General features: G+C 65.5%; 9 protein-coding genes. 2 read left to right on the forward strand and 7 right to left on the reverse strand.

Annotated elements, in window-relative coordinates:
- Positions 1-55: 55 nt before the first annotated feature.
- The 5 genes from ACLJEU_RS07670 to ACLJEU_RS07690 form a co-directional block, all read right to left on the reverse strand.
- On the reverse strand, positions 56-931 hold the full coding sequence (locus ACLJEU_RS07670) for a DMT family transporter (RefSeq protein ID WP_414662019.1): 876 nt from the start codon (positions 929-931) through the stop codon (positions 56-58).
- A gap of 211 nt (positions 932-1,142) precedes the next feature.
- The gene (locus ACLJEU_RS07675; protein WP_414662020.1) at positions 1,143-3,773 is read right to left on the reverse strand and encodes an alkaline phosphatase D family protein; all 2,631 of its coding nucleotides are present in this window, start codon (positions 3,771-3,773) and stop codon (positions 1,143-1,145) included.
- Between the two features lie 106 nt (positions 3,774-3,879).
- The gene (gene lpdA / locus ACLJEU_RS07680) at positions 3,880-5,334 is read right to left on the reverse strand and encodes a dihydrolipoyl dehydrogenase (RefSeq protein WP_414662021.1); all 1,455 of its coding nucleotides are present in this window, start codon (positions 5,332-5,334) and stop codon (positions 3,880-3,882) included.
- Between the two features lie 106 nt (positions 5,335-5,440).
- Positions 5,441-6,673, reverse strand: coding sequence for a 2-oxoglutarate dehydrogenase complex dihydrolipoyllysine-residue succinyltransferase (gene odhB, locus ACLJEU_RS07685; protein ID WP_414662022.1), 1,233 nt, complete (start codon positions 6,671-6,673; stop codon positions 5,441-5,443).
- 93 nt (positions 6,674-6,766) lie between these two features.
- On the reverse strand, positions 6,767-9,583 hold the full coding sequence (locus tag ACLJEU_RS07690; protein WP_414662023.1) for a 2-oxoglutarate dehydrogenase E1 component: 2,817 nt from the start codon (positions 9,581-9,583) through the stop codon (positions 6,767-6,769).
- 197 nt (positions 9,584-9,780) lie between these two features.
- On the opposite strand from ACLJEU_RS07690, the gene ACLJEU_RS07695 reads away from it, so the two are divergent.
- Together ACLJEU_RS07695 and ACLJEU_RS07700 are read left to right on the forward strand one after the other, a co-directional pair.
- Complete coding sequence (locus ACLJEU_RS07695) at positions 9,781-10,032, forward strand: hypothetical protein (RefSeq protein WP_414662024.1); 252 nt, start codon at positions 9,781-9,783, stop codon at positions 10,030-10,032.
- A 17-nt stretch (positions 10,033-10,049) separates the two neighbouring features.
- Positions 10,050-10,478 carry a translation initiation factor gene (locus tag ACLJEU_RS07700; RefSeq protein ID WP_414662025.1) on the forward strand — a complete coding sequence of 143 codons (429 nt, stop codon included), beginning with the start codon at positions 10,050-10,052 and terminating at the stop codon, positions 10,476-10,478.
- A gap of 213 nt (positions 10,479-10,691) precedes the next feature.
- Here the strand turns inward: ACLJEU_RS07700 and metF are convergent, their stop codons facing one another.
- Together metF and atzF are read right to left on the reverse strand one after the other, a co-directional pair.
- A complete protein-coding gene (gene metF, locus ACLJEU_RS07705) occupies positions 10,692-11,570 on the reverse strand; it encodes a methylenetetrahydrofolate reductase [NAD(P)H] (protein WP_414662026.1) in 879 nt (292 codons plus the stop codon).
- An 86-nt stretch (positions 11,571-11,656) separates the two neighbouring features.
- Entirely contained in the window at positions 11,657-13,465 is a 1,809-nt protein-coding gene (atzF, locus tag ACLJEU_RS07710; RefSeq protein WP_414662027.1) for an allophanate hydrolase, read from the reverse strand.
- Positions 13,466-13,473: the final 8 nt, after the last annotated feature.

Below are 13,473 nucleotides of genomic sequence, written 5' to 3' on the forward strand. Positions count from 1 at the left end.
CCTGCGCCGGACCATGCTGCAGGTCAATGGCCTGTACCGGCCGCGTCGGGTGCGACTAGGAACGCCTGACCGCGGTGAACGTCGTGCCCCCGAGAATCAGCGCCGCGCCCACCAGTTCGTGCGTGGCGAAATGTTCGCGAAAGAACACGACACCGCCCACGGCAATGCCGAGCGGCACAAGCATCTGCAGCAGCGAGCCCTCGGCCACCGGCAGATCGCGAAACGCCCGCGTCATGGTGATCTGGCCAATCGAGGCGAACACGCCTGCGAGCACCATCATCGCCCAGCCCAGCGCCGACACCGTCTGCGCGTGCAGCGCCGCGGGAATCGCGCACAGGATCAGGCCGTAAACGCATTGGGCGGCGAAGATCGTCGAGGTGTGCTCGGTGGCGTGCAGCTGGCGGATCGTCACGACCACGTAGGCCGACGCGACGGCCGTGACGATCCCGAGCAGATCATAAAGGCCGGTGTGGGAGTGTGCGCCGAAGGCGTTGGTCAGCAGGGCCAGCCCGCCCAGCGCCGCGATGCTGCCGATGACCAGCGCGCGGCCGAAAGGCTCGCCGAGGACGAACACCGCCATCACCGCCCCGAAGATCACGTAGGTGTTGTTGATGAACGTGGCGCGCCCCGCGCCGAGCTGCACGACCGTCAGATAAAACGCGTAGACGCTCGCGCCGCCGACCACGCCGCGCGCGGCCAGCTTCCGGTTCTTGAACAGATGGGTGAATTCGAACTCACGCCGGTAGAGCGCATAGATGACGGCCATGCCGGCGGTGAAACGGATGCACGTCACCAGCCACGTGGAAACAGCTTCCACCTCGCCCAGCGCCCGCACGAGCAGGACGTTCACCGTGAAGCACACGGTGGACGCCAGCATCAGCACCACGCCTCGCGTGTGGTGGGCGTAGGGGGAGCGGGTGCGAGCGGTCATAGGCCCGCCGACCGTATCCGTAATCCGGCGTCAGGAAAGACCGCAGATGCCGGGGCGCGCGCAGCGCCCGCGTAAAGCGGCGGGGCACTGCGGATACGGCCGATGTAGGCGGGGTGCCCTCACCCCGCGGCGTTGTCAGCATTGGACACGAACGCGGGGTGAGGGCACCCCGCCCACATCAGTCACCGGCGGCTAGGTGGCGCCGCCAACGTTAGATCGTCACGTTGAGTTTGTCCTGGTTGCCGGCACTGGCCTCGAGCCCGGCCACCGTCGCGCTGCGGCTCGATTCGGGCTCGAGCACCTTGACCGTGTACTTGCCGGTGGCGAAGACATGCGGCCGGAAGGTCTGGCCGTTCAAGCGCAGCGCGTAGACGAGCTCGCCGGTCTTTTCCTCGAAGACCTGGACGACGGGATTCTTCACGCCGCTGATCTGCAGCTCGACAAGGTGAGCCGCGGGTTTGCGCGCGTAGTTGTCGAGCTGGGTGACGGTCACGGGCCACGTCTCCATCTGCGTGCCGGGTTTCGTGACGTCCGCGGAATACGGCCAGCATTCGAGCGTGATGGTGCGTTTCGCCTTGTTGAAACGCACGAGGCCGAGACCACTGGTCTTGGCGTTGACCGATTCGAGCGCGGGCCGTGGCGGTTCGTAGGGGCCGTTCTTCACCGCAAGCACAGTCATCGGATTGCCGAAGTGATCGATGAAATCACCGGTGAGTTTCGCGTTGCCCGTGGACTTGTTACGGCCGGTTTTGGTGGGTTCCCACCAGCGGGGATAGCCGACGTTCACGGCCGGGCCGGCAAATGCGATCGGGCCGTCGCGATGAGTGTCGAGACCGTACTGGATCACGGCCGGGAGATGTTGATCGCCCGCGATGTGGACGGCGAAGGCCTTGCGGATCTCGCGCAGCGCGCGGATGCGGCCCGCCTGCGGCCAGCCGTTGGCGTCGTAGTCGGCCACGAGCACCTCTTGGCTTCCGCCGTGGGTGGTCGCCATCGCGGCAAAGATAGTCTGCGAGATCACGGCCTTCATGTCCGCGCCCTTCCAATCGAGCACCCATTCGCGGAGGAACTTCTCCTGCGTGGAACCCAGCAGCTCGAGGCCCGGGAGGTCGGCGGTCTTGGGATCGAAGTTCGGATCCTTGACGTGATCGCCGCGGTCGCCGGTCGGGGGCACCTTGCCCTCCGGCCCCGGCTTGAACTGCCGATCGGCGAGGATCGCGAAACTGATCCGGCCATAGGTCAGCGGGCCGTAATAATTCAGCGTGCCGCGCTTCGCCGGCGCTGGATCGTAGGGCGCGGGATGATGTGCGGTCTGCGTGCGATGCACGACGTTCACCCACGCCGCCGGCATGTTGTAGCCGCCGGCCTCCTGCGTGGTCACCTGGCCCTCGCCGCTTTCGCCCCAGAGATTGCCTTGGTAAACATCGTGGTCGTCGGGCAGCGAAATGCTCGGGCGGTCGCGCGTGAGATCGCGCCAGGTCCAGCCGTGGAAGTACCACTTCCGCAGATAATCCAGCATCGCCTTGTCGAGCGGCGCACGCTGCACGCCGTAGCCACCGCAGCTCTCGTAGAACTGATCGCCGACGAACGCCAGGAAATCGGGGTTCAGCTGCGCCATGCTGCGCACGTAGGGAACGTTCGGGAAGATCGTGTGGATGTTGCACGACACGTCACCGACGGTGAGCGTCTCGCGGTCGACCGGATCGCGCCGCACGGTCCCGGTCCAGTAGTGCTCCACGCCCGAGCCGTCGCGCGCCTTCAGCGTATACGCGAGCCGGTAATCGGCATCCTTGGTGTCGTCCCAGGCCGCGACGCGAAACGCCGCCGTCCGCGCCTCGGGATGAATCTTCTCCTCGCCGAGCGTCTTCCACGTGGCGCCGGTCTTCACCTGCAGCCGCACCGTATCCGAGTCGCCGTTACCCAACGGCGGCATCTGCGCGGACAACTTCAGCACGCCGCCGGTCAGCGTGTACTGCGACCACAGGATCGGCCCGAAGGTCTGGTCGTCACGGCCGGTGAGTTTCGTGCCGCCGACGCTCCAGTCGCTGAACCAGAACTGGCCGAGCCCGGGGCCCGGGCCGGCACCGGCGGTCTTGGCCTTCGCCTTAGCCTTGCCCTTGGCGTTGAGCGCGCCGTCGCCAGGAGCGGAAAAATTGTTCACGAGGGCGACGTTGCCAACGAGGGCGTCGCCGTTGATGCCGTCAAGTTTGACCTGTGCGAGCGTCCGGGCGTTCGCGGGATCCAATGCCGTCAGCGTCGCCGTGTAGCCGCCGCCCTGCGGGCCGACCGTCAGCCGCAGGTCAACTGACTCCCGGGCGAGGTCGAGTTTCACGCCATTCGGCGCGCCGAGCCGCTGGAGAAACAGGACGCCACCGGCGGTGAAGCCGGCGTCGAAACCGGCGCCCGGAGCGGGCCAGAGATTGTTCCGGTAGTCGTGGAGTTCCGGGTAGTCCTTCAGCGTGCCCAGAATGCCGATACGGAAGCCGGCGGAGCCGCTGCCCGCGAGCGGACCGCCACCGACCCGGCCGATGTGCACGTTCAATTCGAGGGTGCCGGCGCGGTGGGCGAGCTGGCGCGTGAGCAGGTGGACGTTGCGATCCGGGGCCGGGTTGACGCACTCCACCCGGCCGCCCGCGAGCTGCCAGTCCTGCATCGGGTTCGCCCACAGTTCCGGTCCCAGCCAGATCCGGTCGGGTGAGCGATCCCACGCGCTGCGGTAGGCGGTGCCGGGTTCGCCCGCGTGAAGGAGAGGCGAGAGCCGCGACGCCAGCAGCGAGGTGGCGGCGAGCGCGGCGGAACGGTGGAGGAAGGCGCGGCGGTTGAGGCGGGGTTCGTTGGGCACGGGAAAAACCGTGCGGGAATTTTCACGCGTCGCGAGCGTGTTTTGTCGAACATCGCGGGCGGGTGAAACGATTCCCCTCGCCCGTGCTCCCGGCTGCGGCCGGCGGTCAGAGTGCGTGGATCGCGCTCTTGCTGACGGCGAGGCCGGCTTCCTTGACCGCTTCACTCATCGTCGGGTGACCGTGGATGGTGCGGCCGAGGTCCTCGGCGCTGCCGCCGTATTCCATGTGCGTCACGACTTCACTGATCAGTTCGCCGGCGTTGTGGCCGAGGATCTGGGCGCCGAGAATTTTGTCGGTCTTCGCGTCCGCGATGATCTTCACGTAGCCGTCGGTGACAGCCGCGGCGATGGCGCGGCCGTTCGCGGCGAAATTGAATTTGCCCACATTGACCGCGATGCCCTTGGCCTTGGCGGCGTCCTCGCCGAGTCCCACCGATGCGACCTCAGGACTCGTATAGACGATGCCGGGAACGAGATCCCAGTTCACGTGACCGGCCTTGCCGGCGATCCATTCGGCGACGGCAACGCCGTCCTCCTCGGCCTTGTGCGCGAGCATCGGGCCGGCGACGACATCACCAATCGCCCAGATGCCGGCGACGTTGGTGCGCAGGTGAGCGTCGACTTTCACGCGCTTCTTGTCGTCAAGCTGCACGCCCGCGCGATCCAGGCCGAGACTGTCGGTAAACGGGCGGCGGCCGACGGCGACGAGGATCTTGTCGGCCGGGAATTCGAGCACCTTTCCTTCACGCTCGGCGGTCAGGATGGCGGTGGGCGATTTGAGATCTGAGATCTGAGACTTGAGATTTGAGTCCGGAGACTTTTTCAAGCCTGTCACCTTGGCTCCGACCTCGATCTTCAGGCCCTGTTTTTGGAGGATGCGGGTGAAGTTGCGGACGATGTCGTCATCGTAGGTGGCGATGATCTTGGGCAGGAACTCCACGACCGTGACGTCGCTGCCGAGCCGGGCCCACACGGAGCCGAGTTCCAGGCCGATGGCGCCGCCGCCGACGACCACGAGTTTTTTCGGGACCGCGTCGAAGGCGATTGCGTGATCGCTCGAGACCACGGTCTGGCCGTCGAACTTCATGAACGGCAATTCAACCGGCGCTGAGCCGGTGGCGATGACGATGTTCTTCGCGGTGAGCTGGGAGCGGGGAGACGGCACCCCGCCCACATCGGCCGGAGCAACTTCGATGGTGTTGGCGGAGACGAACGATGCCGCGCCGGTGACGATCGTGACCTTGCGGGCTTTCGCGAGCTGGCCGATGCCGCCGACGAGCTTCGTCACGACGTCGTCCTTCCGTTTCATGAACGCGGCGAGATCGACCTCGACGGCACCGAGCTTGATCCCGTGCTCGCCCGCGTGGTGTTTCGCCCAGACGACGTGTTCGCTCGAGTGGAGCAGCGCCTTGCTCGGAATGCAGCCGACGTTGAGGCAGGTGCCGCCGAGGGTGGCGCGCTTTTCAACCAGCGCGACCTTGAGTCCCAGTTGGGCCGCGCGAAACGCGCAGACATACCCGCCGGGACCGGCGCCGATGACGATCAGATCGAAAGAGTCCATCAAAGTTGAGAGCTGAGAGTTGAGGGTTGAGAGTTGAGCACCTGAGGTTTTCGAGTCTCTCAACTCTCAACCCTCAGCTCTCAACTCGACGCGCCTGGGCGCGGCTTCAGATCGCGAGCAGCAGCCGCGTGGGATCCTCGATCGCCTGCTTCACTTTCACGAGGAACGTGACCGCCTCCTTGCCGTCGACCAGACGGTGATCGTAACTGAGAGCCAGATACATCATCGGGCGGATGACGACCTGACCGTTCAGCGCGATCGGACGATCGTTGATCGCATGGAGGCCGAGGATCGCGCTCTGCGGCGGATTGATGATCGGGGTCGAGAGCATCGAGCCGAAGATGCCGCCGTTCGTGATCGTGAAGACGCCGCCTTCCAGATCGGCGAGGGTGATTTTGCTCTCCCGGGCGCGTTTTGCAGCGTCGCCGATCGCCTTCTCGATGTCGGCCATGCCGAGCGTGTCGCAATTGCGGATGACCGGCACCATCAGGCCCTTCTCGGTCGAGACCGCGACACCGATGTCGTAGTAGTGATTCTCGACGATCGAGTCGCCGTTGATCTGGGCGTTGACGCCCGGGACTTCCTTGAGCGCGTGCACCACGGCTTTCGTGAAGAAGGACATGAAGCCGAGCTTCAGCCCGTTTTTCTTCACGAAGTCGTCCTGATATTTCGCCCGCAGCGCCATCACGGCGGACATGTCGACTTCGTTGAAGGTCGTGAGCATCGCGGCCTCGTGCTGGGCGGCGACGAGTCGCTGCGCGATCTTGGCGCGGAGCGGCGACATCTTGCGTCGGGTCTGGCGGGACGCGGGCGAGGACGATTGCGGAGTGGGGAGTGCGGATTGCGGACTGGCCGGAGCAACCGGCGCTTTCGCGGCAGGCGGGACCGGAGCCGGAGCGGCCGTGGCCTCCGTAGCCTTGGCGGAGGCGGCGAGCATGTCGCCCTTGGTGGCGCGGCCGGCCTTGCCGGTGCCGGCAACACTTGCGGGATCGATGCCGGTTTCGGCGGCGAGACGACGGACGGCGGGTGACTGCTCGGCGGATTTGGCGGCGGAGGCGGCGGGTGCGGCCGCGGCGGGCGCGGAGCTGGCGGCCGCGGTTCCGTCGCTGTCGATGCTCGCGACCACCTGGCCGATTTTCACTTCGTCACCAGCGGCGGCCTTGAGGGTGATTTTCCCGGCGGCCTCGGCAGTGCCTTCCGAGGTAATCTTGTCGGTTTCGAGTTCGAAGAGCGGCTGGTCCTTCTTGACGACATCACCGTCGGCGACGTGCCACTTGGCGAGAATGCCGGAACTGATCGATTCGCCCATCGGCGGAATTTTGACTTCGAGGAGAGGCATGGGAGATTTTTTTCCCGCGAATCACGCGAATGAACGCGAAAAGCGGAGTTGGATTTGTTCGCGTGGACTAGAGTGATTCGCGGGAGTTCAGGGTCAGATCGTAAACGCCTGCTTCAGCAACGCAGCGAGTTCGAGTTTGTGCAAGGCAAGTGAACCCACGGCGGGCGAGGCGGAGGCGTCGCGGCCGGCGTAGAGCGGTTGCAGGCCGAAGATGTCGGCGAGATGCGGGGCGATGTAAGACCACGCGCCCATGTTCTCCGACTCCTCCTGGGCCCAGATGATGCGGGCGCCGTCGTATTTCTTGGCGAGTTCGGCGAGCCGCTTCCGGTGCAGCGGATAAAGTTGTTCGAGCCGGACCACCGCGACGTCGGTCAGCTTCTGCTTCGTCCGGTACTCGACCAGATCGTAGTAAATCTTGCCCGAACACAGGATGAGCCGCGTCGGCGCCTTGACCTCCGCGGGAAACGGCGCGCGGGTGGCGCTGCCAAACATCGGATCGTCGATGATTTCCTGGAAGGTGCCGCTGGTGAACTCGTCCAATTTCGAGACGGCGGCGGGATGGCGCAGGAGCGACTTAGGCGACATCACGATCAGCGGCTTCCGGAAGTCGCGTTTCATCTGGCGGCGCAGCGCGTGGAAGAAGTTCGCGGGCGTCGTGATGTTGGCGACCTGCATGTTGTCTTCGGCGCAGATTTGCAGGAAACGTTCCAAGCGGGCCGAGGAATGCTCGGGGCCCTGGCCTTCGTAGCCGTGGGGCAGCAGCAGCACGATGCCGCTGGTGCGCTGCCATTTCGATTCACCGCTGGAGATGAACTGGTCGATCACGACCTGGGCGCCGTTGGCGAAGTCGCCGAACTGGGCTTCCCAGATGCACAGCATGCCGGGGTAGTCGAGCGAGTAGCCGTAGTCGAAGCCGAGCACGGCCGCCTCCGAGAGCAGCGAGTTGTAGACGCAGAACTGCGCCTGCTTCTCCGTGAGGTGCTTCAGCGGCGCGTACATCTCGTCGGTCTCGCTGTCGTGCAACACCGCGTGCCGGTGACTGAACGTCCCGCGTTCGCAATCCTGCCCGCTGAGGCGGACCGGCGTGCCCTCGACGAGCAACGTGCCAAACGCGAGCGCCTCGGCGAAGCCCCAGTCGATCGGGCCGCCGTCCTTGTGCGCCTGGGTGCGGGCATCCAGGAAGCGCTTGATCTTCGGGTTGACCTTGAACGTCGCGGGCAGCTTCGCGAGGCCGCGTGCGACTTCGTCGATGACCTCGGCCGTGGCCCGCGTGGCGACCGGCTTGAAATGGTAGTCGGGCTGGAAGACCGCGGTGGAGCCGGTGAATTTCTTCGCTTCGAGCGCGGCGGCGCGTTTCTGCGACTTCACGACCTCGGCGGCCTTGGCCAGTTCGAGATTCTTTTCGAGGGCGGCGGTGTACTCGGCCTTGATGGCCTCGGATTCGGCGGCGGTGATGACGCCTTCGGCGGTGAGCTTGCGGCTCAGCACCGTGGAAATCTGCGGATGCGTCGCGATCTTCTTGTAGAGCAGCGGCTGCGTGAACGCCGGCTCGTCCGTCTCGTTGTGCCCGTGCTTGCGATAGCAATACATGTCGATGACGACATCGCGGGCGAACTTCTCGCGAAACTCCAGGGCGAGCCGGGCGACCATGCAGACGGCCTCGGGATCGTCGCCGTTCACGTGGAAGACCGGCGCCTCGATCATCTTCGCGACGTCCGTGCAGTAACGCGTGGAGCGGGACTCCTCGGGCACGGTCGTGAAGCCGATCTGGTTGTTGACGATGATGTGCAGCGTGCCGCCGGTGCGATAGCCGGGGAGCTGCGAGAAGTTGAGCGTTTCGGCCACCACACCCTGACCGGCGAATGCGGCATCACCGTGGATCAGCAGCGGGAGCACCGTGTGCCGGAATTCGCGGCCGCCGCGGATGCGCTGGCGGGCGCGGGCTTTGCCTTCGACGACCGGATTGACGATTTCGAGATGCGACGGATTGGCCGCGAGCCGGACTTCGACGGGCTGGCCGGCAGCCGTTTCCAGGATGGCTTCGTAGCCGAGATGGTATTTCACGTCGCCGTCGCCGCCGACGGTTTCCGGGATGTAGTTTTCCGAGAACTGTTCGAAGAGGACGTGAAAGTCCTTTCGCATGACGCTCGTCAGGATGTTGAGCCGGCCGCGATGCGCCATGCCCATGACCACTTCAGTGACCCGGCAGCTCGGGCACATCTCGATGATCGAGTCGACGGCGGCCACCATCGTTTCACCGCCCTCGAGGGAGAATCGCTTTTGTCCGACGTACTTCGTGTGGAGGAACCGCTCGAACAACTCCGCCTTGTGCACGCGCCTGAGGATGCGGACTTTTTCCGCGGTGGAGAAGTCGGGCTGGTTGCGCGACGTTTCCATTTTCTCCTGCAGCCAGAGCCGGACGTCCATGTCCTGGATGTGCATGTACTCCACGCCGACGTGCCCGCAATAGGTGAGGCGCAGGTTGGAGATGATGTCGCGCAGCTTCATCTGGCCGCCGCCGAGGTAGGTCCCGATGTCGAACACGGTGTCGAGGTCGCTTTCCTCGAGATTGTTTTGCTCGAGTGAGAGTTTGGGAAACGGCGCGGGCGGTTCACTCAGGGGATCGAGGTGGGCCTCGATGTGACCGATCGAACGGTAGGCGTTGATCAGGTGATGCACCCGCGACTGCTTCAGGCTATCGATGATCGGGACCGCGGCGTGGGCGTTGGCTTCGTTGCTGGCGGCGGTGGCGAGCGCGGCGACGGGCGAGGTGCCGTTGCTCCCCAGCGTGAAGCCTTGGAAAAAGGCGCGCCACGTCGGATCGACGGAATTGTGGTCGGTCAACCACGCCTGGTAGGTCGACTCGATGAGGTCGGCGTTGGCGGTGGCGGAGAGGGCGGAGAGGTTCATGGAGAAGAGAAAATTTTGCAGGCAGCCGAACGGTGGACCCGGAGTGTGCTGTACGGTTCTCCGGGCGAACGCTTTGCTGCCGCGAAAATGAACGATCAATGGACCACAGCCCCGGCTCTGACACAAGTACGGCGCGGCACCGGCCCGGGATTGCAATCGCGCTTAAGGTGGGTAACAGCCGGATAAGGAAATCCAGAATGCCTACCATGGAAACGCAGGTTAAAACCGCCCTCGATGCCTTGCTTGGAGCTATCAAGGTGGCTGATGGCCAGCGGATAGCGGACGAAATGCTGAAACTGGACGGTTTTCTCGACCAAGGTCGGGGCCGGTTGCACCCCCAACTCGTGCACTTCCTCGAGAACCGCAGCTACGCGAAGGCCCTCATGTTTCTCGGCGGCGACGCGAACATCCCGGTCGGCGTGTGCGGCGGCCGTGCGGGGGCGAAATAACTCAGCGTTCTGCAATCATGAGCAACGGCGGCAAAATTTCGACCGACGGCGGGCAGGGGCTCGGCCAGAATCCGTTTGCCGCGCTGAGTGCGGCGGGGCTGCCGCCCAAAACCGGAGACCGGAAACCGGATACCGGAGTTTCGAGGCCGGAGAGCGGAAACCGGAAACCGGATACGGGCGGAGCGGCGAAGCCGGTGAAAAATCGCGGGCGGGTGGATATTCGCCGGGAAACCGGTGGACGGGGCGGCAAGACCGTGACGGTCGCCGACGGCTTCGTCGGGATCGGCGAACCGGAAAAAGATCAGCTCGCAAAAAAAATCCGCTCAGCTTGCGGCTGCGGCGGAACGGTCAAGGACGGTGCGATTGTGATTCAGGGCGATCAGCGCGAAACCGTCGCGCGCATCCTCGGCGAAGCGGGCTTCAAGGCCGTGTTCGCCGGCGGATGATTCAATTGCGGATTGGGGATTGCGGACTGCGGATCGGGCGCCAGGCGTAACCAACGACGTTTCCGCGCAGATCGGGGCCCCGGGCTCCCAATCCTACAGGGACCGTTGTTTCCCTGGGACCGCGACCGCCCTCGGTCGCTGTCTGCCGTCAGCGACCGAGGGCGGTCGCGGTCCCAGCGTGGATTTCAGCAATCCCCACTCCGCAATTCAGCGTTACGCCGCCAGCCCGGCGGTCAGCGCCAGCGCGCCCTTTGCGCGATTCAAAATGTAGAGGTGATAACCCGGTGCACCGTTGGCGAGGAGTCCGCGAATCTGCGTGAGCGCCCAATCGATCCCCATGGTTTCGAGGACGTCGGTGTTTTCCGCTGCCACCTCGAGCCGGGTGATCAGCTGCTTCGGCAGTGAAGCTCCGCACATCTGGGTGAAACGCTGGATTTGTTTCAACGAGAGCACCGGCATGATGCCCGGCACGATCGGCACGGTGATGCCGGCGGCACGGCAGCGCTCGACGAAGCGGTAGTACACGGTGTTGTCGAAGAACAGCTGCGTCGTGATGAAGTCGGCGCCGCAATCGACCTTGCGTTTCAGATGCGTGAGATCGACGTCGAGCGACGAAGCCTCGGGGTGTTTCTCGGGATAACCCGCGACGCCGAGGCAAAATTGCGGCTGGCGCGCCTTGAGCAGCGTGACGAGTTCGCTGGCGTTGCGCAGGCCATCGGTCGCGACCTTGAACTCCGTCGCTCCCTTCGGCGGATCGCCGCGGAGCGTCATGATATTGCGAAAACCACCGTCATGAATGCGGTCGGCGATGTCGCCCAGTTCATTGCGCGAGTGACCCACGCAGGTGAGGTGCGGCATGACTGTGAAACCAAATTCCGTGCGCAACAGCGCCGACACCTGCGCGGTGCGGTCCCGGGTCGTGCCGCCCGCGCCATAGGTGACCGAGACAAAATCCGGCTTCATCGGCCGCAGCGCGCCGGCCGTGGCCCGGAGCGCTTCAACGCCCGCGTCGTCCTTGGGCGGGAAAAATTCCAGCGAGCGCAAGGGACGGGATTGAGCGAAGAGTTCGGAGATCGGCCGGTCTGGCGTCATGTCGCATCAACGCATAGGCAAGCGTTGATATGTGTAAAGGGTGGATTACACCCATGGACCTCGCGGGCGTGGATTGCACGTGACCGTCAGCGGATCGCCGTGCCCCGCGTGGAGGCGAGATACCCCCGCCAGCCGCCGTAGCCGCTGATGTCCGGCGCGCCGACCAGCGCGGCCGGCTCGCAGAGGAAGCCTTTGACGACCTCGCCGTTTTCCAGGCCGACACTGCCGATGCAGAGCGGCGGCGGAACCTCAGCCACGAAGCTGCCGAAGGCGGCCGGGGTGAGTTCCCAGACTTCGACCGCGATGGCGGTGCCATCGATCCCGAGGGTGCGGACGAGTCCGGGTTTCGCCGGCACGGTGTTTGGCAACGCGTGAAGGCGATAGTGCGGACTCGTGCGGCCGGTCCACACGAGCCGACCGCCGCGCTCGGTCAATTGGTGATTGAGGGGCAGTCCGGAAAGGTGGGCGCCGACCACGGCCAGCCGAATCGCAGCCGGTCGCGGCGGGGGCGCGGGCAGGGTGGCGGGCAGCGGAGTCAGGGTGGCGCCGAGCGTACCGCCGACGTGCGCGTGCCAGCTGGCGCCGAGCGTCAGCAACTCCCGTTCGCGCCAGGCCGGCGCGATGAATGTGACGCCCCAGGGAATCCCATCGGGGCGGAGGCCCGCGGGCACGGCGAGCGCGGAGAGGTCGAGCAGATTGACGAAGTTCGTGTAGGTCCCGAGACGGGAGTTGGCGCGCACGGGATCGGCGGCGACCTCGGCGAGCGTGTAGGGCCGCGGTGCGGTCGGCACGAGCAGGGCGTCCATTTTTTCCCACTCGCTCGCGGCGCGGCGCATCAGGGTCGCGAGCCGGTGGAAGCCGTCGAACGCATCCGCCGCGCTCACCGCGCCGCCGGTTTCAAGGATGCTGCGCGTGACGGGAAAGAACGCCTCGGGCGCCTGCGCGTGAAACGTCCGCAACGCCGCCCAGCGTTCGGCGATCCACGGCCCGTGATAGAGCAGACTGGCGGTTTCGTGAAACGGGGCGAAATCGATTTCAACCAGCTGTGCGCCCAGCGCAGTGACGCGCGCCAGGCTTTCGTCGAAGAGTCGCTCGGCAACCGTGTCGCCAAAAAACTCGCGGGCATCTTTCGCCGGCACGCCGATCCGCGGCGCGGGCGGCCAGGCGTTGACCACGCCGGGCCGCGCGCGGGAATACGGATCGCCGGGATCGAAGAACTCTGCGACGGCGCCAATCGCGGCGGCGTCGGCGCAAGTCAGCGCAAACACCGAGATGCAATCGAGCGAGCGGCACGCCGGCACCATGCCCTGCGAACTCAGGGCGCCGCGCGTGGGTTTCAAGCCAACGAGGTGATTGAGGCCCGCGGGCACTCGGCCCGATCCGGCGGTGTCCGTACCGAGGGCAAACGATACGAGGCCGCTGGCCACGGCCACGGCGGAACCACTGCTGGAGCCGCCGGGAATGAGATCCGCGCGAAACGGGTTCCGCGGGACGCCATACGGCGAACGCACGCCGACCAGCCCCGTGGCGAACTGATCGAGGTTGGTTTTGCCGACGGGGATCGCGCCCGCGTCGATCAGCCGTTGCACGACCGGAGCGGACGCACTCGGTATGTAACCAAAATCCGGACACGCCGCCGTGGTCGGCACACCGGCGAGATCGAGGTTGTCCTTGATCGCGAAGGGCACGCCGTAGAGCGGCTGGGCGTCCGGACCGCGGGCCTCGACGCGCCGGGCGTGTGCGAGCAGCTCGTTGCGCGAAAGCACGTGGATCCACACGGCAGGATCCGCGTGCTGCGCGATCCGGCGGAGCAGGTCCTCCACCAACTCCACCGGCGTGAGCGTGCCGGCCTGATACGCGGCGCGCAGGGCGGTGAGATCGAGCGACGGCGTCATGGCGTGAG

Origin of the sequence: Terrisphaera buseokensis, from assembly GCF_047521145.2 — a bacterium.
Lineage (GTDB): Bacteria > Verrucomicrobiota > Verrucomicrobiia > Opitutales > Opitutaceae > ER46.